Consider the following 25,427-nt stretch of genomic DNA (forward strand, 5'->3'; position numbering starts at 1 on the left):
CCATGTGACGGCGAACAGGATGGCAGTATAGCGCGGTCCGACGCAATGCCGACATCGCTACCGGTTCATCTTTGCCGGATGGCTATTGGGGGCGTCTCGTGGGCATTCGCGCAGGGGAGGGGCCGGGAAACCGGGGTCTCGCAAGGGACCTGCAAGACCCCGGCCTTGCCGAGACGGTTTTGTGCCAGCCGGGGGGAGGCCGGCGGACCGCCACCCCGCAGAACAAGCCTGGGAGGCACCTGGCAATAACGCGGCATCGCGGCAAAGAGTTTCAGCGCCCCGATGCCTGACAGCACAAAAGAAAAAGCCCCGGAAGTTCCGGGGCTTTTCGATTGCCTTGGCTGCTATTCGGCCGGCTTGGGCTTTTTCTTGAACAGCGTTCCGAGATTGTCCCACAGTTCGATCTTGGCGCCCTGGCGCTTCATGATGAAGCCCTGCTGCAGGATCGACAACGTGTTGTTCCAGGCCCAGTACAGCACCAGACCGGCAGGGAAACCCGCCATCATGAAGGTGAAGATGATTGGCATCCAGGTGAAGATCGCGGCCTGGGTCGGATCCGGAGGCGTTGGGTTCATGCGCATCTGCAGGAACATGGTCACGCCCATGATGAGCGGCCACACGCCGATCATCAGGAAGGCAGGCACGCCCCACGGCAGCAGGCCGAACAGGTTGAACAGCGACGTCGGATCCGGTGCGGCCAGGTCGTGGATCCAGCCGAAGAACGGCGCATGCCGCATTTCGATTGTGACGTAGAGCACCTTGTAGAGCGCGAAGAACACCGGGATCTGGATCAGCACCGGCCAGCAGCCTGCCAGCGGGTTGATCTTCTCGGTCTTGTACAGCTCCATCATCGCCTGCTGCTGCTTCATCTTGTCGTCCGCATATTTCTCGCGGATTTCAAGCATCTTCGGCTGCACCTTCTTCATGTTCGCCATCGACTTGTACGACTTGTTGGCGAGCGGGAAGAAGATGGCCTTGACGATGACGGTGGTGGCCAGGATGGCCAGGCCGAAATTGCCGAGGAACTTGTAGAGCGTGTCGATCAGCCAGAACATCGGCTTGGTGATGAAGTAGAACCAGCCCCAGTCGATCATCAGGTTGAACTGACGGATCTGGCGGTCCTTTTCATAGGCGTTGATCTTGGCCACTTCCTTGGCGCCGGCGAACATCAGCGTCTCGACCGTGGCCGACTGGCCGGCCGCGACCGTGATCGGGTCGGTCAGGTAGTCCGACTGATAGCGCGGACGGCCGTCGTCGAAATAGGAGAAGCGCGGCTGGAACGCCTGCTTGCCCGAGGGCACGAGTGCAGCTGCCCAATATTTGTCGGTGATGCCGAGCCAGCCGTCGGTGGACTTGCCGGGCAGGACCTGCTTGTCCTTCTCGATGGTCGCGTACTTCAGTTCCTGCAGGCCTTCGGTGCCGGTGACGCCGATCAGGCCTTCGTGCAGCACGTAGGTCGAGGCATGCAGCGGCTTGTCGAAGCGGGTGATGCGGCCGTAGTTGGCCAGCGACACGTCGGCGCTGCCGGCGTTCGTCACCGTGTCGGTGATGGTGAACATGTAGTCCTGGTCGACCGCGATCTGACGCTTGAAGGTCAGGCCCTTGTCGTTGACATAGGTCAGCGTGACCGGGGTCGCGGGCGTCAGCGTCTGGTTGCCTTCGGCGGTCCAGACGGTGTCGGGGCCAGGCACGGTGCCGGTCGCCTCGCTGCCGACGAAACCGATTTCGCCGTAGAAGCCGGATGGCAGCGACTGCGGGTTCAGCAGTTCGATGATCGGCGAGTTCGGCTCGACCGTGACCCGGTAATCCTTGAGGCTGAGGTCGTCGACGCGTGCGCCGGTGAGATTGATCGAGCCCTTGAGGCTCGGCGTGTCGATGGCGACGCGATTGGAGGTGGCGACGGCCTGGGCACGGTCAGCGGGGGCTGCACCCTGGACTGCAGGCGTGCCGGGCACGCCTGCCTGCGGCTGGGTGGTCGGAACGCTGCCTGCGGTGCCGGCCGGCTGGGCAGCCTTCTGCTCCTGCGCGACCCGTTCGGCCTGAACGCGTGCTGCCTCGCGCTGCGTCTCGACGCGCGGGTTCATGTAGAACACCTGCCAGAGCGTCAGGATCAGCACCGACAAGGCGATGGTGATAAAGAAATTACGGTTGTTTTCCATCGAAAGCCCTTATCGCGTTCCGCGAATGCGCCGAGAAAGTTCGGCCGTGATCTGGCCGAAAGGGGCGGTGAGCACATCTTCGCGCCCGACGATCACATAGTCTTTGCCGGCGGCCATGTCACCTGCGGCATGTGTACGAACGGCTTCCCTGAGGCGCCGTTTGACACGATTGCGGACAACCGCATTGCCGACCTTCTTGGTGACGGTATAGCCGACCCTCGGCCCCGCTTGGTCGTCGCGATCCAAAACCTCGACGAGAAAAAACCGCCCGCGCCGCTTGTCACCGCGGCGGACGGCCAGAAACTGTTTTCTTTTCAGAAGCCGTTCGGGGCCGCGTCCGTGCGGAGCAGACCCCTCTGGCTTGCCGTCAGCGGGCAAGGTTCCCGCCTATGGCTTAGGCGGAGAGCCGCTTGCGGCCGCGGTTGCGGCGAGCTGCGACGACGCCACGACCACCCTTGGTTGCCATGCGAGCACGGAAACCATGACGGCGCTTACGGACGAGTTTGGACGGCTGATAGGTACGCTTCATTTGTTTTTATACCGCGGGGTGCGGCCCTTCTTGATTCTGTCACTTTGTAACAGGAGCTTGGCTCGGCTTGCTTCTACGCGATCAAAAACCGCGACGGAAGCGGGGCCCGAGCGTGAGCGGGCTTATAAAAAGAAGGTGTGGCGGAGTCAATCCGGCTGCCGATCGCCACTTCAGGTTGCCGGCGGTGCGATGAACATGCCGTCTGCGCCAGCGAATTGGTCGGCTCTGTATCTTCTTTGTCGTTCGTGGAATTTGCAAGTGCGCGGCGATAACCTATCTTTGCCCGTGAAGGGAAGGTTTCCGCGTCGAGCGGCGTTCCTTCTTGAGAGGCAACCGGCATCCCCCGGTGCGGGATTGCAGCAAAGGCGCAGATGACTGAAGCAGCCGATACCGTTGCCGATGCCGGCAAGCAGGCTGAACGCTCGGTCCCGCTGTCGCGCGGCCTGTCGAGCAAGTTGCTGTTGCTGACCGTTGCCTTCGTGCTTTTCGCCGAAGTCCTGTTCTTCCTGCCGTCGATCTCCTCGTTCCGTATCCGCTGGCTCGAGGAGCGGCTGGCGACCGCGGCGGCCGTCGCCACCATCCTGGTCCAGGGCGACCCCACGACGCTGTCGCGCTCTGCCCAGAATGACGTGCTGATGGCCATCGGCGCCAAGGCGATCGCCGTACGTGACGGCGGCGTTTCGCGCCTGCTCGTCGTTTCGGAAATGCCGCCGCAGGTCGACGAGCACATCGACATTTCCAACGCCACGGTGCTCGGCTCGATGCCGGCCGCGATCGACACTCTGCTTTTCGGCGGCAGCCGCATGCTGCGCGTCTACGGTCCGGTCGGCGACAGCACCAAGGAATTCGAGCTTGTGCTGCCCGACTATCGCCTGCACAGGGCCATGCTCGCCAATGCGCGCTATATCGCGGTCGTTTCGCTGCTGATCTCGCTGTTTACCGCAGCGCTGCTCTATGGCGCCATCGACCGCATCATGATCGGGCCGATCCGCAACATGACGCGTTCGATGCTGACCTTCTCCGGCGCACCCGACGATCCGGCAGGCGTGATCGTGCCCGAGCCGCGTGCCGACGAGATCGGCGTCGCCGAACGCGAGCTGTCGATGATGCAGGCGCGGCTGCAGAAGATGCTGAGCGAGCAGAAGCACCTGGCCGATCTCGGCCTCGCCGTGTCCAAGATCAATCATGACATGCGCAACATCCTGGCCTCGGCGCAGCTGATGTCAGACCGCTTGCGCGTGGTGAAGGACCCTTCGGTGCAGGCCTTTGCGCCCAAGCTGGTGCGCACGCTCGACCGTGCAGTTGCCTATTCCGAGAACGTGCTGGCCTATGGCCGTGCGCAGGAGCCGCCGCCGGCACGCCGCCGCCTGCGGCTGCGCCAGCTTGTCGACGACGTCCATGGCCTGCTCGGCCTCGATCCCGAACAGGGCATCGAATTCTCCAACGCCATCGATTCGGATTTCGAGATCGATGCCGATGCCGACCAGCTGTTTCGGGTTCTGACCAATCTCTGCCGCAACTCGGTCCAGGCGATGGCTGGCGTCTCCGACAATGCCATCGTCAACCGCCTGACGGTCCAGGCGGAGAGGGAAGGCAGCGTCAGCCGCATCCTGGTTGCCGACACCGGCCCGGGCCTGCCGCAAAAGGCGCGCGAAAACCTCTTTGCCGCCTTCCGCGGCTCGGCCCGCAGCGGCGGCACCGGCCTCGGGCTGGCAATTGCCTACGAGCTCGTGCGCGCCCATGGCGGCATGCTCGAGCTGGTCGAAAGTGCTGGCGGCCGCACGGTCTTTGCCGTCTCCATCCCCGACCAGCCGGTGCGGCTCGACGACGCCCGCAGCAACCTGCGCCGTCCGGCCTGACGAAAAAACTTTGCCGGCAGCGGCTTGCAATTCGCAAATCCAGCCGCTAGGTAGCGCCCATCGCTGCGGTCGATCGGCCGGAGCGTGTTGGCCGTCCAAACGGCCTGTTGCGCGCCCGTAGCTCAGCTGGATAGAGCACCAGACTACGAATCTGGGGGTCAGAGGTTCGAATCCTTTCGGGCGCGCCATTTCAGAACAGAACTATGAACGCCGAACGCCGCCGTTTCTACGCTTGAAGCGGCGACCAACGTTCGCAGCAGTTCCGACTTCGATCCCATGATGCGAACCTCGTCGTCGGCAACCTCGACACGCTGCGCCAGCGCGCGTAGATGGTCGCGGCGGTAGCCGCCATCGTTGAGCCTGATCCGTTCACGGGCTTTGCGGGCAAACCCCTTGAGCATATCGGGGGTGACGCCCTGATTGCCTGAACTATCGAGCGCGAGCTGCGTGCGCTCCGCGTCGGCGGCGGCTTGATCCCGCAATGCCTTGAGGCTCACCATGCGTTCCTTTGCCATGGCGTCGTCCTTGTCCACCATGCCGGCTTCGATGGCGTCAAAGAGACGGCCGAGCCGCTGGTCGGCTTCCGTGATTCGCCTTTGAAGCTCGGCAAGATGCTCGCGGCGGCGTTCGGTGCGTTCCTGTCGGCGGTCGATGACGCTGGCAAGGACGGTTTCCAACCGCTTGGGCAGGAGCAGGCGGTCCCCGATATAATCGGCGACCGTATGGTCCAGCTTGTCCATGGGGATTGTGCGACCCTTGCAGCCGGTCTTGCCCTGCCGGGCCTTGGTCGAGCAGGTATAGTAGCGGTATGTCGCGCCCGTGCTGCCTTGGCCGGTGCGAAGGGTCATCGCTCCCCCGCACTTGGCGCAGAAGCAAATGCCGGTCAGGAGCGTCGGGCCGCTGGAGACACGTGCAGGCGTCACCATGGGATTGCGGGACTTGAGGCGGGCTTGCACCGCGTCGAACGTCTCGCGCTCGATTAGGGGCGGCACCGCCATGATGGCGACCTCGCTCTCCGGCTTCTTCTGGCGGTCCTTGTGCGACCGCGTGTTGAACCTGTGCTCGCCGATATAGGTGGTGCGGGTCAGGATGGCGTGGATTTGCGCCAGCCCCCACCGGCCGCCGTCGCGGGTAAAGAAACGGCGCTCGTTGAGATAGGTGGCGATGGCCTTGACACCCATCGCGCCGCGCGTGCCGTCGCCCTCAAGGAACAGGCGATAGATCATCCGCACGGTGTCGGCGTGCAGCGGGTCGATCTCCAGCTTCTTCTTGGTCTTCGATCCCCGCTGTTCGGCCGCAACGATGCGATAGCCAATAGGCGGCCGCGCGCCATTCCAGAAGCCTTGCCGGGCGTTCTCGTTCATGGCGCGCAGGACGTGCTTGGCGTTCTCCTTCGACTGGTATTCGTCGAAAAGGGCCATGATCTGCCGCATCATCTGGTGCATGGGATCGTCGCCCATCTCCTGCGTGATCGACACCAGCTTGACGCCGTTTTTCGCCAGCTTCCTGACGTAGAACTCCATCTCGAAGTGATCGCGGAAGAAACGAGAGAAGCTATGCACCACGACAATATCGAAAGGCGCAGGCTTGGACGTGCCCGCCTCGATCATGCGCTGGAACTCGGGGCGCTTGTCGTTGGTGGCGGTTGCGCCCGGTTCAACGTAAGTCTCAACGAGCTGGTAGCCGCGTTGCTCGCAATAGGCTTCGCCCTGCCGCTTCTGGTCAGGAATAGAAATGTCATGCTCGGCCTGCCGGGCGGTCGAGACGCGCAGGTAGAGGGCGGCGCGGGCGGTAACGGTTGGGCTGTGCATGTTCATGCTTGGCCTCCCATAGCTTTCTTCACTTTGGGGCGGTCGATAAGGGGCAACGCCAGTTCCACGCGATCATGCACTACCTTGGGTGCGAGCTTGCGCCCATGCCCCGGCTCAAGCCGCACAAGACCGTAGCTCTCCATGGTTTTCAGGGTGCGTGACAGATTGGAGCCGGCCCGGCCGGTGATTTCCGCCAGTTCCTCCAGTGAGGCCGGGGCTTTCTCGGCGATGATGCGCAGCAGTTCGCGGTTACCGGCCGACAGCACCTTGGCAAAGGATTCGGTCGAGGTGAACCACACCTTCGGATCGCTGGGCGCAGGTTTTTCCTCGCCGCGCGCGATCCGCATGGTGCGGGCCTTCATTTCTTCATAGTCGGCAATCCCGACTTTCAATGTGGTCATAGGGCACCTCGTTCCTTCAACACCGCGTCCACCGCCTGCCAGAAGTCGGCCAGCAGCGTGGCCGCATCCTCGTAGGCGTAAGGCTTCACGGTCTGGAGGCGGTGCCGATGGTCCATCGGCTCGCCGCGTCTGCCCCGGCCGACCGGGTGGGCGTTGTCAAAGCCGACCAGCCGTTCGCCCGAAGGCCCGTGAAGCGTGAGCGAATAATCGAGGCCATGCGGCTTTTCCGGCGAGGCCGGAACGCGGGTGACGATGAACTTCACCCAATGGCCGCCCTCGGGGTCGACAAAGAGCATCTGTCCGTCGAGGTCCAGAAGCGTATCGAGGCCCGGATCACGATGCCCGCTCAAGTCTTTTTCCTATCAGTTTGAGATAGGAAATGCAAGCCATCATCCGGCTTTCTCGGGTTCAGGAGTTCGTCGAACACATCGCCGAACCAACGCTCGAACACGTCAATCTCAGCCTCGGTGACGGGAATGTTCTCCGGCCAATCGTCGATAACGCGCATCCTCTGTCCGTCCGGGCCGAGAAGCGGCGCGTCGCTGGCTCGCGTTCGGCCGTCCGGCGTGGGATCGTCGGCATAGTCGAAAAGATCGTCGGGAAGTGGTTCGGGGATCGACTGTCGCGGTCGCCCTTTGCGGGCGCGGCGGCGCTCTGCGCACATGGAATCCTCCTTGGTTCTGGTGGATTCCGGGGCGCTATAGGCCCCGGAATTAGGCGAACCATGGAGGGCAGTCGGCGGCCTGTAGCGTGCCGCATTTGCGCCTATGCGCTGGCGGCACCCCTGCCGGGATGGGACTCAGTTGGCGGCTCGCCGTGCCTTGGCGAAGCCGCGATCCGTGGCGATGAAGTGTTGAAGCATCGGAACGATGAGCTTGGCGGGATCGGCAACGGGCTGGCCGCTCTCGCGGGCCAGTACCTCGGCATAGGCGATCAGATCGCGGTGAAGCGGCGCGGGCAGTTCCACCGTCACCTTGACAGGCTTGTCGTCGGGCAGCGGGCCGAGTTTCAGTTTCGTCATGGTCAACCTCCTGCCGGCTCGAACACAAGATCGCGGGTGACGATGATCCTGACCGGGAAGCCGGGGCGGATCGTCAATGTCGGCGCGACCTGCAACTGGCGTTGGACGATCTGCTGGCCCGCCTGATTGACGGTATCCTGAGCGCCGTCGCGGATGGCGCGGATCAGCCGGTCCTCGTCGCTCGTCGCCAGCTCCGTGCCGACCGCGAGCAGCGTGGAGAGGCCAGCCGCTTTCATCAGATCCCACCAATGATAATCGACGCCATCCTCAAGGCCGGCGTAGCCGCTGGCATCCGCACCCGGCAGGCGCTCCAGAACGATGGAGCGGCCACCCGGCAGGATCAGGCGATTCCACACCAGCAACACCCTGCGCTGGCCGAAGGTCACGCCGTCGTCGTATTGGCCGATGATGCGCGTTCCCTGCGGGATCAAGAGCAGCGAGCCGGTCGGGCTGTCATAGACGTTCTCCGTCACCTGCGCGGTGATCTGGCCCGGTAGGTCGGAACGGATGCCGGTGATGAGCGCGGCCGGAATCACCGCCCCGGCCTGCAATATCCAGGGCGATGCCGGCGGCGTGACGCGATCCGGGGCGACGGTCTGCCGGTCCACCGGCCCGTTGAGGAAAGCGGCATGACGGTTCTGCCCGGCCGCCCCGTCCGGCTGTCCACCGAGGCCAAGACCGGCAAGGCCAGGCATGGCCGTCCCTGCCTGCGATCCCATGCGCGGGCCAGATTGGAAAAACACGTTGCTCAAGCGCGCGGCTTCTTCTTCGGCGCGGCGGCGTTCTTCCTCTGGATCGACGGCAGGTGTCGTGATGGCCGGCGTCACGATGGGCTGGCCCCGGTTCTGCGCGTCGAGAATGGGACGGCCCAAATCTCCGGGCAGCGCGGGGCCAAGCACCGGCCCCGTATAGTCTCGCGGCAGGCCGGACAAGCCGTCCGCTGTGGGGCGGTTCTCGGTCGAATAGAGTTCGTTGCCGCCCGGTCCTGCGTCGCGGGTCTGGAGCGCGTAGATCAGCGCGCCGCCGATGCCGAGAAGCGCGACCGCGCCGACGCCTGCCAGCATCTTGCGGGACAGGCGCGTGACGCGGGGCGATTCAGCGCGCAGGCGCATGGGGGCTGCGGTTTCGGTATCGCTCATGAGGACGATCCTCCAGTGGTCGCGCTGACCGGCTGGGCGACGGCCTGCGCGGGGTTGGTGCGGACGATCCTGACGACCTGCTGGCGGTTGCCGCTGCCAAGGCGCAGCTCGGCCGCGCCGAACAGGCGGTCAACGATCAGGACGTTCTGGTGGACGCGGGAATTGACGATCTGCGGTTCGCCGTTCGTGCCGAGAACGAAGATCGGCGGCATTTCGCCCTGCACGATGCCACGCGGGAAGACGACATAGACGCGCCTGCCGTCATCGAAGACGGAGATCGGTCGCCACGGCGGGCTGTCGCCTTGCACCTGCAAGGCGTAGCGGTAGTTCCGTGCGGCTTCGGCCGGAATGACTGGCGTGGTCGGGACGCTCTGGCGCTGGCCTGCCGGCGGCGCGGGATAGGCCCAGGCCACGGAGGGCATGTAGAGCGCTTCCCGCGCGCGCAGCTCGATCATGTAGGTGCGCCGGTCGGTGGTCACGACAAGGTTGGTCGCAATGTCGGTGCGCGTAGGCTTTACGAGGATATGGACACGGCGGTTCGCACCCGAGCCGGATTCGGTGTCGCCGATGATCCATCGTGTCGTGTCGCCGGCCGCAATCGGTCCCGCGCCCGTGAGGCTTTCGCCCGGCTCCAGCGTGATATTGGTGATCTGGCCGGGTGCGGCATAGACCTGATAGAGCGCGCCTTCGCTCCACGGATATATCTGGATCGCGTTATAGTAGCCCTCGCGGCGCGGCTCGACGCGGGCGGCGGCATTGGCGTTCTCGACGCGGCCGGTCGGCGTGCCTGCGGCGGTGCCGCCGCGCGCCACGTTCCAGGCCGGAGGTACATGCAGCGGCCGGGGTCGGTCATCGGTGGTTGCCGCCTGCACGGCGGGCAGCGGCGGCACATCGGCGTCGTAGCTGAATTGCGGCGTCCGGTTGGTGGCGCAGCCTGCCAAAGTAATTGCAAACGCCGTCGCAAAAATCGCATAGGTTAGCGACTTCAGGATCAGTAAGGAGGAATCGACAGAATGGATTCTGTGCCGACGATTGTTGCCCGGTATATCGACGCCTACAACAGGATGAATGTTCAGGCGATGCTCGACTGCCTGTCGGGCGAGGTTCGGTTTATCAACAGATCGAACGGAGAGACGACGAACGAAACGCACGGGATCGAGGCATTCCGCGCGCTGGCGGAACAGGGCGTCCAGTTGTTTGCTGAAAGAGAACAGACGATCCTCGACTGTATCGCGATAGACGACCGTGCAGCCGTGCGCATCGGCTATCGCGCCAAGGTCAAGACCGACCTGCCCAATGGCTGGAAGGCCGGGCAGGAGATCGAGATGACGGGCACCTCGTTTTTCATGATCTCCGAGGGAAAGATCAGCGAGGTGATTGATGCAAGCTGAAGTTTTCATTGGCTCATCTCCCGCGACCACGAAATTGCATTGACGTAGATGCCAAGAGGATTGGCGCGCAGTCGCTCGGCATCGCGCGGGGTCTGGATCACGATGGTCAGGATGGCGGTCCATCGTTCGGTCGTGGAGAGCTGGCTGTTCTCGTAGTGCCGCTCCACCCACGACACGCGGAAGGAATCCGGCGATGCCCGGATGACCGATGACACTTCGATGGCGACCTGTTGGCGGCCAACCTTGGTGAAGGGGTCATTGGCGCGGGCGTAGTCGTTCAATGCCGCCGCGCCGCGATCCGTGGTCCACTCATAGGCGCGAAGCCAGTTCTGGCGGACAATGATCGCGTCGGCCGGGATCGCGCGGACCTGCTCGATGAATCGGCCGAGATGGAAAGCAATCTGCGGATCGGTCGGCCGATAGTCGGCATTGGCGGGCGCGACGGTCTGCGCCTGACCGAGATCATCGACTTGCACTACCCACGGCACCACGGTCCCGCGTGCAGACTGCCAGACCAGCGCCGAGGCGAAGCCCGCCGACAGGATCAGGGAACCAAAGGCCATGAGCCGCCAGTTTCTCGCCTGCACGCGGGCCGAGCCGATACGCTCGTCCCACGCCTGCGCGGCCTTCTGATAGGGCGTCTCGGGTTCTGGCGATTTGCCGTAATGGGTGGCTGGTCGTTTGAATATGCTCATGTGCGGTCACTTTCGGAAAGGTTGATGGAAGAACCGGAGCCGTGGCTGTCGCCGGAGCGCACCGCATGGGCGGCCATGGTGGTGCCGTGGTTCATGGCCTGCGAGCGCCGCATCTGTTGCGCCCACGCGGGAGCGGTGCCGGCCGATGCGGATGATGTGGCGGGGGCGGTGCTCCCGCCGCTGACCGTGCCTGCGGTGGATGAGCCGCCGGTCACACCGAAGGCGGCGCGTGCGCCACCGGAAAAGCTGGATTTGACGCTTTCGGTGGCTTTCGAGACGGCGCGCTTCAAGGGAGAGACGGCGGCCGAGCCTGCGGCGCGGGCAACACCGCCAAGGCCGGAAGCGACACCGGCCGCGCCGGACTGGCCGAGCGCGCCGACGCTATAGGCTGCGGTTGCCGCGCCCGCGGCCGTCGCCCCGCCGCGGACGGCAGCGGCCCCGCCGGACAGCGCAGCAGCACCACCCTTGGCGGCGAGCATGGCCCCGCCGCCAGCGGCGACGCCTGCACCTGCGACCGCAAGCCCGGTTCCCACGGCTGCGCCCGCGCCGAGCTGCGGGCCGCCCGAGACGATGCCGTTGGCGATGCCGGGGCCGAAGATACCGAGGCCGAGCAGCGACAGCGCGGCGAGCACAATCGCCATGGCGTCGTCGATGCTCGGGGTTGCACCGCCGAAACCGGCCGTGAATTGCGAGAACAGGGTCGAGCCGATGCCGATGATGACGGCGAGCACCAAGACCTTGATGCCGGACGACACTACGTTGCCGAGCACCTTTTCGGCCATGAAGGCGGTCTTGCCGAACAGGCCGAAGGGGATCAGCACGAAGCCGGCAAGCGTGGTCAGCTTGAACTCGATCAGGGTCACGAAAAGCTGGATGGCGAGGATGAAAAAGGCCAGCACCACCAGCGCCCATGCGAACAGCAGGCACGCGATCTGGATGAAGTTCTCGAAAAAGGCGATCCAGCCCATCAGGTCGGAAATGGAATCGAGCAGCGGGCGGCCGGCGTCGAGGCCGGTCTGCGCGACACGGCCCGGCCGCATCAGATCGGTGACGGAAAAGCCGGTGCCCGACGCCATGAGGCCGAGGCCGGCGAAGCTCTCGAAGACGATGCGGGCGAGGTTGTTCCAATTGCTGATGATGTAGGCGAAGACGCCGACGAACAGGGTCTTCTTGACCAGCCGCGCGATAATGTCGTCATCCGCGCCCCATGCCCAAAAGAGCGCGGCGAGCGTCACGTCGATGACGATCAGCGTCGTGGCGATGAAGGCGACCTCGCCGCCGAGCAGGCCAAACCCCGAGTCGATGTAGGAGGTGAAGACCCCGAGAAAATTGTCGATGACGCCCGTGTTGCCCATGGTCAGCGCGCCTCGCTGCGATCACGGCCGAGGAAGCGGTCGCGGGATTCCGCCCACGCGGCGAGGCAGTCGGCATCGCTGGCGGCTGCCTCGCCGAGCTGCTGGCAGCGGCGCAGGGTTTCGCGCAAGGGATCGGCCGGGGGCTGGAAGGCCGGCGCAGGGGGAGGCGCGGAAGGTTCATCCTTCCGCGCCATGTCGATTGCGGTCGCCGTGACGGCGATGGCGATGAACACCACGGCCCCGAGCCGGGCCAGCATCTTGCCGTCCATGGCGAGCCTCCCGGTCAGTTGTTGCCGTTGTTGAACATCTGCGCATTGCCCGGCTGATAACCGCTGCCCGGTGTCAGGAACCGTTCGCGCTGGATGCGGCCCTGCTCGGCGGCGGTCGCGCGCTCCGCTTCTGTCAGCGCATCGGCGCGGCCATTTGCCGAGATGACCGCGATCAGGTCGGAAAGCTGCTGCGACTGGAGGGCGAGAAGCTGGTTGCCGGCCTGCGTGGCTTGCAGCGCGCCGGTCGCGCCTTGGCTCTGGCCGACAAGCGCGGCCATCTCGGCGCGATTGCTGTCGATGTTGCCGACGACGCCAGCCTGCACGCGCATGGCGTCCTGCAAACCGCCAACCGTATTTTCCCAACGGCCGCGCGCGTCGGCGACAAGCTGGGCGTCGGTCGCCGACAGCGAGACATTGCCGTATTGGCTCTGGAACGCTTGGTCGATCTGGCCGACCTCGAACGCGATGTTCTGCGCTTGGCCGAGAAGCTGCTGCGTGCGCTGGACGTTCTGCTGGAGCTGCTGGAGCGACGAATACGGCAGGCTCGCCAGATTACGGGCCTGATTGATGAGCATCTGCGCTTCATTCTGAAGGCTGGTGATCTGGTTATTGATCTGCTCCAGCGTGCGGGCGGCCGTAAGCACGTTCTGCGCATAGTTGCTCGGATCATAGACGATGCGGCCGAAGCCGAATTGCGCATGGGCCGGGCTTGCCAGCATGGGCGAAAGCGCGACAGGCACGGCGAGCGCCAGCGCGAGGGCCGAGGCCCCGACGATCTTGGGATAGGTCATGGAAGAATCTCCTGTGTGGGGTGGGTATCGAGCCGGGCCGGCGCGGCGGATTCCGGCTGGTCGGCAAGATTGGTGAGGTTCGGGATCAGGTCGGCCGCCCACTCGACGCCGCGATGGCGTAGCCAGCCGGCGAGGAAACCGGCGCGGCCGTGCTCGGCATGGATGCGCGCGATTTCGGTCTGGCCGGATTTGGAGGATGCGGCGCAGAGCGCGAGGCCGACTTCGGACAGGCCAAGCTCGAACAGGCGATTGCCCCTGCGGCTTTGGCAGTAATAATCCCGCTTGGGCGTGGCCCGTGCGAGAATTTCGATCTGCCTGTCATTGAGGCCGAAGCGGCGATAGATGGCCGTGATCTGCGGCTCGATGGCGCGCTCGTTCGGCAGCAGGAGCCGCGTCGGGCAGCTTTCGATGATCGCGGGCGCGATGTTGCTGCCGTCGATGTCGGACAGGCTTTGCGTGGCGAAGATGACGCTGGCGTTCTTCTTGCGCAGCGTTTTCAGCCATTCGCGGAGCTGGCCGGCGAATCCCTCGTCGTCCAGCGCAAGCCAGCCCTCGTCGATGATGAGCAGCGTCGGCCGCCCGTCGAGCCGGTCGCCGATGCGATGGAACAGATAGGCGAGCACGGCGGGGGCAGCGCCGGTCCCGACAAGCCCTTCGATCTCGAACGCCTGCACGTCCGCCGATCCCAAATGCTCTGTCTCGGCGTCGAGCAACCGGCCATAGGCACCGCCGACGCAGAACGGCCGGAGCGCCTGTTTCAGATCGTTGGATTGCAGCAGGACCGCGAGGCCGGTGATGGTGCGTTCCTCGACCGGCGCGGACGCCAGCGAGGTCAGCGCCGTCCAAAGATGCTCTTTCACCTCTGGCGTGATCGACAGCCCCTCGCGCATGAGGATGGCGGCAATCCAGTCCGCCGCCCATGCGCGTTCATAGGTGTCGTGGATGCGGGCAAGTGGCTGGAGCGAAACGGACGCCTCGTCCCCTTCCGTGAGGCCACCGCCCAAATCGTGCCAATCCCCGCCCATGGCGAGCGCGGCGGCGCGGATGCTGCCGCCGAAGTCGAAGGCGAAGACCTGCGATCCCGCATAGCGCCGGAACTGCAAGGCCATGAGGGCAAGCAACACGGATTTGCCCGCGCCCGTGGGGCCGACGACAAGGGTATGGCCTACGTCGCCGACATGGAGACTTAGCCGGAACGGGGTAGAGCCTTCGGTCCTAGCGTATAGCAATGGAGCGTCGCCGAAATGCTCGTCCCGTTCCGGCCCCGCCCACACCGCTGAAAGCGGTATCATGTGGGCGAGATTCAAAGTGCTGATAGGCGGCTGGCGGACATTCGCGTAGGCGTGTCCGGGCAGGCTGCCGAGCCATGCGTCAACCGCGTTGACGCTCTCGGGCATGGCGGTGAAGTCGCGGCCCTGAACGATCTTCTCGACCAGGCGCAGCTTCTCGTCGGCAAGGCGCGGGTCGGCATCCCAAACGGTGACGGTGGCCGTAACATAGGCCATGCCCGCCACGTCCGCCCCAAGCTCCTGCAACGCCATGTCGGCGTCGAGCGCCTTGTTGGCGGCGTCGGTGTCCACAAGCGCGGACGCCTCGTTCGTCATGGCCTCTTTCAAGATCGCCGCGACGCTCTTGCGCTTGGCGAACCATTGCCGCCTGATCTTCGTGAGCAGCCGGGTCGCGTCGGTCTTGTCGAGCAGGATGGCGCGGGTGGACCAGCGATAGGGAAACGGCAGCCGGTTCATTTCGTCGAGCAGGCCGGGCGTCGTCGCGGTGGGGAATCCCACGATGGTCAGCACGCGCAGATGCTTGTCGCCAAGGCGAGGCTCCAGCCCGCCGGTCAATGGCTGGTCGGCGAGCAGCGCGTCGAGGTGCATCGGCACCTCGGGGACGCGCACGCGATGCCGGTTCGTGGAAATCGTCGAATGCAGGTAGGTCAGCGTCGCGCCATCATCCATCCAACGGCACTCGGGCATGAAGCCGTCGAGCAGCGCCAGCACGCGGTCGGTGCGGTCGATGAAGCCGCGCAGTAGCTCCCACGGGTCCACGCCCATCTTCTCGCGGCCCTCGTAGAGCCATGTTTCCGCCCGCGCGGCTTCCTCGGCCGGGGGCAGCCAGAGGAAGGTCAGGAAATAGCCGGACACGAAATGCGCGTCCGCTTCCTCGAAACCGGCTTTCCGCTCTGCATCGACCAGCGCCGACGCGGGATCGGGAAAGGTGCTGTCGGGATAGGTCGCCGCCTCGCTGCGCTGCGCCTCCACGAAGATGCTCCAGCCGGAGCCGAGGCGGCGCACGGCGTTGTTGATGCGGCCGGCGACGGCGACCAGTTCGGCCGCCACGGCGGAATCCAGATCGGGACCGCGAAACTTCGCCGTCCTCTGAAAACTCCCATCCTTGTTCAAGACGACGCCGGAGCCGACCAATGCGGCCCATGGCAGATAATCGGCGAGCCGGGTGGCGGTGCGGCGGTATTCTGCAAGGTTCATCATGGCCGCGCCCTCACACCGACAGAAAAGCCGGGATGCGGATATGCTGCCGCCCGACCTCGACGAATTGGGGATCGCGTTTCGCCGCCCACACGGCCGCGAAATGCCCGATGGCCCAGATGGCGATGCCGACAAGCCAGAGGCGCAGGCCGAGGCCCACGGCCCCGGCCAGCGTGCCGTTCATGATGGCGATGGCGCGGGGAGCGCCGCCGAGCAGGATATGCTCGGTCAGCGCCCGATGGACGGGGATCGTGAAGCCCGGCACCGCGTCGAGCTGTTCGAGGCCGCCCGCCATCAAACGAGCGCCCCGCCGCCGAAGCTGAAAAAGCTCAAGAAGAACGAGCTGGCCGCGAAGGCGATGGACAGGCCGAATACGATCTGGATCAGGCGACGGAAGCCGCCGCTGGTGTCGCCGAACGCGAGGGTGAGGCCGGTCACGATGATGATGATGACGGCGATGATCTTGGCGACCGGCCCCTCGATGGACTGGAGGATTTGCTGCAAGGGCTGTTCCCATGGCATCGACGAACCAGACGCATGGGCGGCCGGGGCGAGCACGAGGCTGACGGCAACGGTGAATGCGGCGGTCGCAAGGTTGCGATAGCCGCACGGAATCGTGCGGATCATGAAGATTCTCCTGTGCTGGTTTGGATGGCGGGGGTGATGCGGTAGTCGCCGTCCGGCCCCAGCCCTTCGACGCGGGCAAGCTCGGCCAGCCGGCGCGCAGAACCGCGCCCGGAGAGGACGGCAACAAGGTCGATAGTCTCGGCGATCAGCGCGCGCGGGACGGTGACGACAGCCTCTTGGATGAGCTGTTCAAGACGGCGCAGCGCGCCGATGCCGGTGCCTGCATGGATGGTGCCGATCCCGCCCGGATGGCCGGTGCCCCACGCTTTCAGAAGGTCGAGGGCTTCCGATCCGCGCACCTCGCCGATGGGGATGCGGTCGGGGCGCAGGCGCAGCGAGGAACGGACCAGATCGGAAAGCGTCGCCACGCCGTCTTTCGTCCGCATGGCGACAAGGTTGGGCGCGGCGCATTGCAGCTCGCGCGTGTCCTCGATGATGACGACGCGATCCGCCGTCTTCGCCACCTCGGCGAGCAGCGCGTTGGTCAAAGTCGTTTTGCCGGTGCTGGTGCCGCCCGCGACCAAAATATTGGCGCGGGCCGTGACGGCCTCGCGCAGCGTTTCCGCTTGATCGGCGTTCATGATGCCGGCGGCCACATAGTCGTCGAGGCTGAACACGGCGACGGCGGGCTTGCGGATGGCGAAGGTCGGGGCGGCGACCACGGGCGGCAGCAGGCCCTCGAATCTTTCGCCCGACTCCGGCAGCTCGGCCGAGACGCGAGGGCTGCGGGCGTGAACCTCCGCACCGACATGATGCGCGACCAGCCGAACGATGCGTTCGCCATCGGCGGCGGACAGGCGCTCGCCCGTATCGGAAAGCCCTTCGGACAGGCGGTCGATCCACAACCGCCCGTCCGGGTTCAACATCACCTCGACCACGGCCGGGTCTTCGAGCAGTCGCGCGATTGCCGGCCCCAATGCCGTGCGCAACATGCGTGCGCCGCGCGCAATGGCTTCCGGTCTTTGGTGGTTGGTGGTCATGTCGGCCCCGGCTTCTGGCGGGGACGCGACAGGCTATCCCCGGATCGGGGTCGATTAAGAAAGCCCGGAATTGGGCCGGTTCAACAAGTATCTAGCTCTGTGCGGTGATCGGCGGCGAACGGCGGTAAATAGGATGGGTCCGAATACTTACTCTTGATCGCCGTTGGTCTGTGCCTCTTCCGGCACCGGATCGTCGGGAAGTGAGTCGAGGTCACGCGACAGCTCCTTGAGGAACCTGTCTCCCGTCGCCAAACGCCGACCAAGGTTCTGCATGAAGCCCTCGAACCGCTCTGCTGCTTTGGCGCGGGCTGATTGTCTCGCTGCATCCGGTAAAGGCGGTGTAATCGTCATCCAGTAATGGATGAACTGCGCGACCGTCTCGCCGAGGACGGCGAGATCCAGGTCGAGCGTGTCGATCTGGCGGCCGAGCTTGTCCAGGCGGCGTGACATGGCGGCCTCAAGCTGGTCGTCGGCATCGCCGGACAGATAGGACATGACCGCTGCCTCCACGATGGCGGATTTCGAGACATTGCGGCGCAACGCCACCGAGCGGCGTAAAGCCAGCGCTTCGATCTGCGGAATGAGCGCGGGGTCGAAATAGAGATTCAGGCGGGTTCTGGTTGCCATGGGCGTCTCCTCAAAGGTCGATTCCATCATCGGGGTTCATCGCCACCTGTCGCGCCACCATCCTCATGCGCTGGCGCATGGCGCGGGCCTTGGCCGCGTCAACGTCCGGCTCGTCGTCCAGAAACTCGAACTCCTGTTCGGGCGACGGCGGCGGGGCGACGACTTCCTCATGCTCGGGCAATTCCGGCTCGCGGCGGATGCCGGCATTGGCTGGATCGTCCTCGGTCCCGTCTGCCGCGTCGGTCGCGGAACCGCTTTCCGCCGCGACCACGCGGCCGGACCAATCATCGGCGGATGGGCTGGGCGCCAGCGGAGCGGCGACCAGATCGGGCGGGGTCAGGATGCGTTCCTGAAACCGCACATCCTCGAAATAGCGGGCTTTGGTGGCCCGGATCGGCGGCGTGCCCGCGACCATGACGATTTCATCGGTGGGCGGTAGCTGCATGATCTCGCCGGGCGTGAGCAGCGGCCGGGCCGTTTCCTGCCGTGACACCATCAAGTGACCTAACCACGGGGCTAGGCGGTGCCCTGCATAGTTGGTGGAGTCGCGCAGCTCGGTCGCGGTGCCTAATGCGTCTGAAACACGCTTCGCCGTCCTTTCGTCGTTCGTGGCGAAGCTGACGCGGACGTGGCAGTTGTCGAGGATCGCGTTGTTCGGGCCATAGGCGCGCTCGATTTGATTGAGGCTCTGCGCAATCAGAAAGCCTTTGATGCCGTAACCCGCCATGAAGGCGAGCGCCGATTCAAAGAAGTCGAGCCGGCCAAGCGCCGGAAACTCGTCCAGCATCAACAGCAACCGATGCCGCTTGCCGGAGGTGGTCAATTCCTCCGTTAACCGCCTGCCGATCTGGTTGAGGATCAGGCGGATAAGCGGCTTGGTGCGGTTTATGTCGGACGGCGGCACGACCAGATAGAGCGTGACGGGCTGGCGGCTGCCGACCAGATCGGCAATGCGCCAGTCGCAGCGCGCCGTTACCCGCGCCACCACGGGATCGCGGTAGAGGCCGAGGAACGACATGGCGGTAGAGAGCACGCCCGACCGCTCGTTCTCGGATTTGTTCAACAGCTCGCGGGCCGACGACGCGATGACGGGATGAACGCCGGCCTCGCCGAGATGCGGCGTGTCCATCATGGCGCGCAAGGTCGCCTCGACCGGGCGGCGGGGATCGGACAGGAAGTTGGCGACGCCCGCCAGCGTCTTGTCCTTCTCCGCATAGAGAACATGCAGGATCGCGCCGACCAGCAACGAATGGCTGGTCTTTTCCCAATGGTTGCGCTTGTCGAGGCTGCCTTCGGGATCGACCAGAATATCCGCGATATTCTGCACGTCGCGGACTTCCCATTCGCCCTGTCGCACCTCCAGCAGTGGGTTGTACGCCGACGAACTCAGGTTGGTCGGATCGAACAACAGGACGCGGCCATGCTTCGCGCGGAAGCCGGCTGTCAGCGTCCAGTTCTCGCCCTTTATGTCGTGAACGATGGCGGATGCCGGCCATGTCAGCAGCGTCGGCACCACCAGCCCCACGCCTTTGCCGCTGCGCGTCGGGGCGAAGCATAGGACATGCTCGGGACCGTCATGGCGCAGATAGTCTTGGGCATGACGGCCAAGCACGACGCCATCGGGGCCGAGCAATCCGGCCGCGCGGATTTCTCTGTGCTCGGCCCATCGGGCCGAGCCATAGGTGGCAACGTTGCGCGCCTCCCGTGCCCGGATGATCGACATGAGGATGGCGGCGGCAATGGCGAGGAAGCCGCCCGATACGGCGATGATGCCGCCCTCGACGAAGATCGTGGGCGCGTAGGCGTCGAACGAAAACCACCACCAGAAGAAGGCCGGCGGGTAGTAGATCGGCAGGCCCGCCAGCTCGAACCATGGATTGCCAAGCTGGGGCTGGAAGCCAAGGCGGAACGCTACCCATTGCGTCGCCGCCCACGTCATCACCAGAACGATGGTGAAGACGACAGCGATCTGACCCCAAAGGATTCGGCCTCCGCGCAATGCAGGCTCCAGTCGGCAAAAGAGACGGAGCCGATCAGAGAGTAGGCAAAATCGGGACGGGCAACAGGAAAGAGGCTGCCGGAGGGCTGCCGGATACTATCGGCGGCAAATAGGACGGGTTGCCTTCACCGACACCCGGCCGGGTGATCGCCGCTGCGCAACTGGCCGGGCGAATCGCCGAAACGCCTTATATTGTTTGCAAGGTTGAGCAGGTTTTTCAACGCGGCGCTGCGGCTGAATGGCGACCAGACGGCGGTAAAGGCGACCGGCTCTGGCTCATCGGCAAAGGGCAGGAAGACGATGCCGGTTGTTGGCAATAGCGCCGTGGCCGCTCCGGCGAGGGTGATGCCAAAGCCCTGTCCAACCATGGATAACAGAGTGCCGCGCCCCACATCGAAACGCTGGATTGACGGCGAAGGCCAGCGCCCGGCAAAGCGCATCACGATATGATCGTGAACCTGCGGACCGGTGCCACCATGACGAACAAGGAACGTTTCGCCCGTCAGATCGGCCCAAGTAATTGCCTGCTGTCCAGCAAGGCAATGCCCCTCCGGCAATACGGCCATCAATGTTTCGGTCCATATGCGCCGGGAATGGCAGTCCGGCAGTTCGGGCGCACCCGCTACGAACGCCACGTCCAGTCGGTTGGCGCGAAGCTGCATGACCGCATCGCGTGCCGTGCCCTCGGCAATCTCAACCTCGATGCCGGGATGGTCTTCCCGATACTGCCCGATCAGCTCGGCGGGGAAGCTACCCGGAATCAGGGCATGGACACCGATGCGCAAGCGGCCACATTCTCCCGCCGCCGCCACGCCAGCCGTCTTCACCGCATGGTCCAGTTGATCGACGCCTGCCGCTATCCGCTCGACGAAGTGGTGTCCGGCCTCGGTCAGTCGGACGCCGCGCGCGTGACGCTCGAACAGGAGGACGCCAAGGTCTTCTTCCAGCGCCTTCACGCGGGCGCTGACGCTGGATTGCGCTACGCCGAGCGCATTGGCCGCGTGGCGGAAGTTCAGATACTCAGCGACGGCAAGCGTCTGGATCAGCGATGCGAGGGGGATGCGCGAGCCGAGCGTGGTCGGCACGCCCCATGGGCAACCATTCATCGGTGCTGATCGCCGCCGTCGCATCGCTCAAATGCCACTACAGTCCTTCATTGCACGCCGTAGCGGACGCAGTTGCTTGGCTTCCTTAGAATGACGCATTGGATTGCCCCCTCCCTCTATGTCGCCTACTACGCACAAGTGACTTGCATGATGGAAGTTACACCATTATGGATGTGTCATGCAACGAACAAGCTTTCTGTCATTAGAGTGTCCCGCAGCCCGAGCGCTGGAAAGCGTCGGTGACTGGTGGAGCATCCTGATCCTGCGGGACGCCTTCCAAGGGTTGAGCAAATTCGATGAATTCGAGAAGAATCTCGGTATTTCCGCGAACATTTTGGCGAGGCGATTGAAACATCTCACAGCCGAAGGGTTGTTTGAAAGGCAACGATACAATGATCATCCGCCTCGATTTGAATACGTCCTTACCGACAAGGGGCGAGATTTCTATCCGGTAGCAATCGCCCTGTTTGCATGGGGAAACCGGAACCTTGCGCCCAATGAAATAGCCATGCGCCTTGGCGACAGAGCAACCGGTAGGGAACGAAACGCCATCATAGTCGATGCGGATACTGGAGAAAAAATCACTCCTGAAAACACGGTTCTTCTAGCAGGCCCAGCGGCAACGGAAGAAACGATGCGCGTCATAAACCGCGTGAAGCGGATAAGCTCAGAAAAAGGAGCGGAATAATCCAATGCGTCGAATTGTTGTGACCGGCATGGGTTTAGTCGGCCCCCTTGGTTCCGGGGCTGAAATAAGCTGGAAAAGACTCCTTGACGGGAAATCGGGAATTAGGAGTTTGCCCGATGAAATCTCCAACGATCTGCCGGTGAAAATCGGGGGAATCGTTCCTAGCCAGATTGAAGATTCCGAAGCCGGTTTCGATCCCGATTTGATCGTTGACGCAAAGGATCAACGAAAAATGGATCGCTTCATTCTGTTTGCACTTGCGGCCGCGAAGGAGGCTCTTGAAACGGCGGGATGGCATCCCACAAGCGACTACGAACGTGAGCGCACGGCGACAATTATCGCCTCTGGTATAGGCGGGTTTCCTGCAATCGCTTCGGCAGTTCGCATAACGGATACACGGGGAGCACGGAGGCTCTCACCCTTTACCGTGCCATCGTTCCTCGCCAACCTCGCGGCAGGACAGGCTACCATTAGGTATGGATTTACAGGCCCAATTGGCACGCCTGTAACCGCCTGCGCTGCCAGCGTTCAGGCCATCGGCGACGCCGCGCGGCTGATACGCTCCAACGAGGCGGATATCGCTCTGTGCGGCGGAGCAGAAGCTTGTATTGACAAGGTTAGTCTCGGGGCATTTGCCGCCGCGCGAGCACTATCCACCGGCTACAATACTACCCCGGAACTGGCGTCGAGGCCGTTCGACACCGAGCGCGATGGTTTCGTAATGTCTGAAGGGGCGGGTCTGATCGTCATAGAAGAATTAGAACATGCCCTCGCTCGGGGTGCCAAGCCCATAGCGGAATTGGTGGGATACGGCACAAGCGCCGATGCACATCATATGACTGCCGGTCCAGAGGACGGCCGAGGCGCGGCCCGTGCGATGGAAATTGCACTCCAGAGTGCCGGGTTGAAGGCAATCGATATTCAACATTTGAACGCTCATTCGACCTCCACCCCCGTAGGAGATCGAGGAGAAATTGCCGCGATAAAATCCGTGTTTGGCAATCATGATGTGGCCGTAAGCGCCACGAAATCGGCGACGGGGCACCTACTTGGTGCCGCAGGTGGTATTGAGGCAATCTTCACGATACTCGCCCTACGGGATCAAATCGCTCCCCCCACGAGAAACTTAGAAAACCCCGATCCTGTTGCCGCAGGTATCGACCTAGTTCACCAATCTGCGCGGCCCATTCTCATGGAACATGCCATTTCCAACGGATTCGGCTTTGGCGGCGTTAATGCAAGTGTCGCTTTCCGGCGATGGCAATAACAGTCCCGGACGGTGCTTCCGCGACCACTTCGGCTCACGCCCTCGCTATCCGTGGCAGTACCGAATTCGTGCAGACCTGCCGGCCCATGTCGTTGGCGAGACTGAGCAGGTTACGAAGCGCCGCGCTGCGGTTGGACGGCGACCAGACAGCCGAGAAGGCGACCGGCTCCGGCTCGTCGGCGAAGGGCAAGAAGACAATGCCGGTTGACGGCAACAGCGCCGTGGCCGCACTGACGATGGTGATACCGAAGCCCTGTCCGACCATGGACAGCAGCGCGCCGCGCCCCACGTCGAAGCGCAGGATCGACGGCGCGGGCCAGAGTCCGGCATGGCGCAGCACGATATGGCTATGAACTTGCGGGCCAGTGCCGCCATGCCGAACAAGAAACGTCTCGCCCGCCAGATCGGCCCATGTAACGGCCGACCGCTCGGCGAACGGATGCCGCTCCGGTAACACCGCCACGAGCGGTTCGGTCCATATGTGGCGGGAATGGCAGTCGGGCAGCTCGGGCGTGCCGGCCACGAACACCACGTCCAGCCGGTCGGCGCGAAGCTGCATGACCGCATCGCGGGCCGTACCTTCGGTCATTTCGACTTCAACGCCGGGGTGGTCTTCGCGGTATTGGCCGATCAGCTTTGCGAGGAAGCTGCGAGGGATCAGGGCATGGATACCGATGCGAAGCCGGCCGCTTTCTCCGGCTGCCGCCATGCCGGCGGTCTTCACCGCATGGTCGAGTTGGTCGATGCCTGCGGCTATCCGCTCGACGAAGTGGCGTCCCGCCTCGGTCAACCGAACACCCCGCGCATGGCGCTCGAACAGAACGATGCCAAGGTCTTCTTCCAGCGCCTTCACGCGGGCGCTGACGCTGGATTGCGCCACGCCGAGCGCATTGGCGGCGTGGCGGAAGTTCAGATATTCGGCGACGGCGAGAGTGTGAACTAAGGTCATCATCGGCACTCGCCCCGAGAGGAGATGATGGCTCAACGGATTTAATCCGTCATTCCTCGTAAGTCTACGCATACCAATTCGCCATGACTCAATCACAATGAAGTTGCGAAAGGTCTGCGTAGTATTGGCAGACATATTAAATAGAGAATCGCGCCGACAATCCAAACCCAACCGTTCCATGCTCCTATGGTAGCAGAATAGAGTGCCGTGAAGCCAAGCGGTCCCGCGATAGAGCTTAGATTGGTGAGGCTTGTAAGCGTTCCCTGTAAAGCTCCTTGCTTGTTACTGCTGACATTGTTTGAGAGCATTGCCTGCAAGGCCGGCATGCCAACACCTCCGGCGGCAAGCAGCAACAAAATCGGGAACACCATCCATCCCTGCGTGGCAAAAGCCAGAAGAATGAAGCCAGTCGCATCCGCAGCCATGCCAAAGAGTAGCGTACGCCGCTCTCCAAGCCGGCCTGAAAGCGGGCCGGTAACAAACGCTTGGAAGATCGCATGTGTTGCTCCAAACGCCGCAAGCGACAAACCAACAGTCGTGGTGTCCCACTGAAAACGGTCCTCGCCATAGATGACCCATAGAGCCGCAGGCACTTGGCCGATCAGTTGAATGATGAAGAAAACTGCGAAAAGCGCAGCTAGCCCGCGCAATGTATCATCCAGCCGGAACAGAACGAATGGTTTGATGCGAACCGGCTTTCCGGTCCCGCCATGGCTGCGATGAGTCTCCTTGAGAAAAATGCAGGCAAGCAGGAACGCGAAGCCGTTGAGAAGGGCAGCGGCGATAAACGGAGTATGGGCAGAAATACCACCGAGCATACCACCAAGTGCTGGCCCGGCAATCATGCCTGCCCCATAACAGGCCCCCATGTAGCCGAACCAGCGTGCGCGAGAACCTTCCCCAGTCGAATCCGCAATGGTTGAGGCAGCTACAGCTCCGGTTGCGCCCGTGATGCCGGAGACGAGCCGGCCGATATAGAGCACCCATAAGACCGGCGCTGATGCCATAATCGTGTAATCGACTGCGGCTCCCGCAAGGGAAGCCAGAAGCACCGGACGCCGACCGTAAGCATCTGAAAATTGTCCAAGCACGGGCGCGAAGATGACCTGCATCAACGCATAGAGTGACAGCAAGGCACCATAGTGACCAGCGACCTGCTCCGCCGGCACAAGCTCGCGCAGAAGCGTCGGAAGGACCGGCATGATGAGGCCGAGTCCCATGGCGTCGAGACTGACGATCAGCAGGGCGATGATGGCAGAGCTGCGCACCTGAAACTCC

Annotated in this window: 27 protein-coding genes and 1 tRNA gene; 5 read left to right on the forward strand and 23 right to left on the reverse strand. The window is 63.7% G+C overall.

Annotated features, from left to right (window positions below):
• Nucleotides 1-344: 344 nt before the first annotated feature.
• The 3 genes from yidC to rpmH are packed head-to-tail and all read right to left on the reverse strand — an operon-like array spanning nt 345 to nt 2,688.
• On the reverse strand, nt 345-2,159 hold the full coding sequence (gene yidC, locus B015_RS0103625) for a membrane protein insertase YidC (protein WP_018426302.1): 1,815 nt from the start codon (nt 2,157-2,159) through the stop codon (nt 345-347).
• A 9-nt stretch (nt 2,160-2,168) separates the two neighbouring features.
• On the reverse strand, nt 2,169-2,537 hold the full coding sequence (gene rnpA, locus B015_RS0103630; protein ID WP_026226842.1) for a ribonuclease P protein component: 369 nt from the start codon (nt 2,535-2,537) through the stop codon (nt 2,169-2,171).
• A 16-nt stretch (nt 2,538-2,553) separates the two neighbouring features.
• A complete protein-coding gene (gene rpmH, locus B015_RS30375) occupies nt 2,554-2,688 on the reverse strand; it encodes a 50S ribosomal protein L34 (protein WP_008833937.1) in 135 nt (44 codons plus the stop codon).
• A 371-nt stretch (nt 2,689-3,059) separates the two neighbouring features.
• Here rpmH and B015_RS0103635 point away from each other — a divergent pair, with 371 nt between their 5' ends.
• Both B015_RS0103635 and B015_RS0103640 read left to right on the forward strand, forming a co-directional pair.
• Nucleotides 3,060-4,547, forward strand: coding sequence for a HAMP domain-containing sensor histidine kinase (locus tag B015_RS0103635; RefSeq protein WP_018426304.1), 1,488 nt, complete (start codon nt 3,060-3,062; stop codon nt 4,545-4,547).
• 111 nt (nt 4,548-4,658) lie between these two features.
• Nucleotides 4,659-4,735: transfer RNA gene (locus tag B015_RS0103640), tRNA-Arg, on the forward strand.
• On the opposite strand, the gene B015_RS32440 is transcribed toward B015_RS0103640, so the two are convergent.
• The 7 genes from B015_RS32440 to trbG all read right to left on the reverse strand — a co-directional run bounded on the left by B015_RS32440 (nt 4,706) and on the right by trbG (nt 9,860).
• Entirely contained in the window at nt 4,706-6,364 is a 1,659-nt protein-coding gene (locus tag B015_RS32440; protein ID WP_026226843.1) for a recombinase family protein, read from the reverse strand. The two genes, B015_RS0103640 and B015_RS32440, sit on opposite strands and share 30 nt — an antisense overlap.
• Complete coding sequence (locus B015_RS0103650) at nt 6,361-6,759, reverse strand: helix-turn-helix domain-containing protein (RefSeq protein ID WP_018426305.1); 399 nt, start codon at nt 6,757-6,759, stop codon at nt 6,361-6,363. Before B015_RS0103650 ends, B015_RS32440 begins: the two co-directional genes overlap by 4 nt.
• Nucleotides 6,756-7,109: a DUF6516 family protein gene (locus B015_RS0103655; protein ID WP_018426306.1), complete on the reverse strand. Its 354-nt coding sequence runs from the start codon at nt 7,107-7,109 to the stop codon at nt 6,756-6,758. The genes B015_RS0103650 and B015_RS0103655 overlap by 4 nt, the downstream gene beginning before the upstream one ends.
• Entirely contained in the window at nt 7,106-7,423 is a 318-nt protein-coding gene (locus B015_RS0103660) for a hypothetical protein (protein ID WP_018426307.1), read from the reverse strand. The genes B015_RS0103655 and B015_RS0103660 overlap by 4 nt, the downstream gene beginning before the upstream one ends.
• Before the next feature lie 135 nt (nt 7,424-7,558).
• Nucleotides 7,559-7,780, reverse strand: coding sequence for a DUF2274 domain-containing protein (locus B015_RS0103665; protein WP_018426308.1), 222 nt, complete (start codon nt 7,778-7,780; stop codon nt 7,559-7,561).
• A 2-nt stretch (nt 7,781-7,782) separates the two neighbouring features.
• Nucleotides 7,783-8,919 carry a TrbI/VirB10 family protein gene (locus B015_RS0103670; protein WP_018426309.1) on the reverse strand — a complete coding sequence of 379 codons (1,137 nt, stop codon included), beginning with the start codon at nt 8,917-8,919 and terminating at the stop codon, nt 7,783-7,785.
• Nucleotides 8,916-9,860 carry a P-type conjugative transfer protein TrbG gene (gene trbG / locus B015_RS0103675; RefSeq protein WP_018426310.1) on the reverse strand — a complete coding sequence of 315 codons (945 nt, stop codon included), beginning with the start codon at nt 9,858-9,860 and terminating at the stop codon, nt 8,916-8,918. The genes B015_RS0103670 and trbG overlap by 4 nt, the downstream gene beginning before the upstream one ends.
• 72 nt (nt 9,861-9,932) lie before the next feature.
• Here trbG and B015_RS0103680 point away from each other — a divergent pair, with 72 nt between their 5' ends.
• Nucleotides 9,933-10,310 (forward strand): nuclear transport factor 2 family protein, encoded by a 378-nt coding sequence (locus tag B015_RS0103680; protein ID WP_018426311.1) that lies wholly within the window; start codon nt 9,933-9,935, stop codon nt 10,308-10,310.
• Nucleotides 10,311-10,315: 5 nt separating this feature from the next.
• Here B015_RS0103680 and trbF read toward each other — a convergent pair whose 3' ends face one another.
• The 11 genes from trbF to B015_RS0103735 form a co-directional block, all read right to left on the reverse strand.
• Entirely contained in the window at nt 10,316-11,005 is a 690-nt protein-coding gene (trbF, locus tag B015_RS0103685; RefSeq protein ID WP_018426312.1) for a conjugal transfer protein TrbF, read from the reverse strand.
• Nucleotides 11,002-12,360, reverse strand: a complete 1,359-nt coding sequence (gene trbL, locus B015_RS0103690) for a P-type conjugative transfer protein TrbL (protein ID WP_018426313.1) — start codon at nt 12,358-12,360, stop codon at nt 11,002-11,004. The genes trbF and trbL overlap by 4 nt, the downstream gene beginning before the upstream one ends.
• Nucleotides 12,361-12,362: 2 nt before the next feature.
• Nucleotides 12,363-12,629, reverse strand: coding sequence for a putative entry exclusion protein TrbK-alt (gene trbK-alt, locus B015_RS0103695; RefSeq protein WP_018426314.1), 267 nt, complete (start codon nt 12,627-12,629; stop codon nt 12,363-12,365).
• Nucleotides 12,630-12,643: 14 nt separating this feature from the next.
• Nucleotides 12,644-13,420 carry a P-type conjugative transfer protein TrbJ gene (gene trbJ, locus B015_RS0103700; RefSeq protein ID WP_018426315.1) on the reverse strand — a complete coding sequence of 259 codons (777 nt, stop codon included), beginning with the start codon at nt 13,418-13,420 and terminating at the stop codon, nt 12,644-12,646.
• On the reverse strand, nt 13,417-15,909 hold the full coding sequence (trbE, locus tag B015_RS0103705; RefSeq protein ID WP_018426316.1) for a conjugal transfer protein TrbE: 2,493 nt from the start codon (nt 15,907-15,909) through the stop codon (nt 13,417-13,419). The genes trbJ and trbE overlap by 4 nt, the downstream gene beginning before the upstream one ends.
• Nucleotides 15,910-15,919: 10 nt before the next feature.
• Nucleotides 15,920-16,201 carry a VirB3 family type IV secretion system protein gene (locus B015_RS0103710; protein ID WP_018426317.1) on the reverse strand — a complete coding sequence of 94 codons (282 nt, stop codon included), beginning with the start codon at nt 16,199-16,201 and terminating at the stop codon, nt 15,920-15,922.
• Complete coding sequence (locus tag B015_RS0103715; protein WP_018426318.1) at nt 16,201-16,533, reverse strand: TrbC/VirB2 family protein; 333 nt, start codon at nt 16,531-16,533, stop codon at nt 16,201-16,203. The genes B015_RS0103710 and B015_RS0103715 overlap by 1 nt, the downstream gene beginning before the upstream one ends.
• Complete coding sequence (gene trbB, locus B015_RS0103720) at nt 16,530-17,513, reverse strand: P-type conjugative transfer ATPase TrbB (RefSeq protein ID WP_018426319.1); 984 nt, start codon at nt 17,511-17,513, stop codon at nt 16,530-16,532. The genes B015_RS0103715 and trbB overlap by 4 nt, the downstream gene beginning before the upstream one ends.
• Nucleotides 17,514-17,660: 147 nt before the next feature.
• Nucleotides 17,661-18,140: a hypothetical protein gene (locus B015_RS0103725; RefSeq protein WP_026226845.1), complete on the reverse strand. Its 480-nt coding sequence runs from the start codon at nt 18,138-18,140 to the stop codon at nt 17,661-17,663.
• Between the two features lie 10 nt (nt 18,141-18,150).
• Entirely contained in the window at nt 18,151-20,139 is a 1,989-nt protein-coding gene (locus tag B015_RS0103730) for a conjugal transfer protein TraG (RefSeq protein ID WP_018426321.1), read from the reverse strand.
• 125 nt (nt 20,140-20,264) lie between these two features.
• Complete coding sequence (locus B015_RS0103735; protein ID WP_245262118.1) at nt 20,265-21,224, reverse strand: LysR family transcriptional regulator; 960 nt, start codon at nt 21,222-21,224, stop codon at nt 20,265-20,267.
• Between the two features lie 199 nt (nt 21,225-21,423).
• Here B015_RS0103735 and B015_RS0103740 point away from each other — a divergent pair, with 199 nt between their 5' ends.
• Both B015_RS0103740 and fabF read left to right on the forward strand, forming a co-directional pair.
• Nucleotides 21,424-21,933, forward strand: a complete 510-nt coding sequence (locus tag B015_RS0103740) for a helix-turn-helix domain-containing protein (protein WP_018426323.1) — start codon at nt 21,424-21,426, stop codon at nt 21,931-21,933.
• A gap of 4 nt (nt 21,934-21,937) precedes the next feature.
• Nucleotides 21,938-23,200: a beta-ketoacyl-ACP synthase II gene (gene fabF / locus B015_RS0103745; RefSeq protein ID WP_026226846.1), complete on the forward strand. Its 1,263-nt coding sequence runs from the start codon at nt 21,938-21,940 to the stop codon at nt 23,198-23,200.
• A gap of 34 nt (nt 23,201-23,234) precedes the next feature.
• Here fabF and B015_RS0103750 read toward each other — a convergent pair whose 3' ends face one another.
• Complete coding sequence (locus tag B015_RS0103750) at nt 23,235-24,152, reverse strand: LysR family transcriptional regulator (protein WP_018426325.1); 918 nt, start codon at nt 24,150-24,152, stop codon at nt 23,235-23,237.
• Nucleotides 24,153-24,241: 89 nt separating this feature from the next.
• Nucleotides 24,242-25,417 carry a tetracycline efflux MFS transporter Tet(G) gene (tet(G), locus tag B015_RS0103755; RefSeq protein ID WP_018426326.1) on the reverse strand — a complete coding sequence of 392 codons (1,176 nt, stop codon included), beginning with the start codon at nt 25,415-25,417 and terminating at the stop codon, nt 24,242-24,244.
• Nucleotides 25,418-25,427: the final 10 nt, after the last annotated feature.

The organism is Hoeflea sp. 108 (genome assembly GCF_000372965.1).
In the GTDB taxonomy this organism is placed as follows: Bacteria; Pseudomonadota; Alphaproteobacteria; order Rhizobiales; family Rhizobiaceae; genus Aminobacter.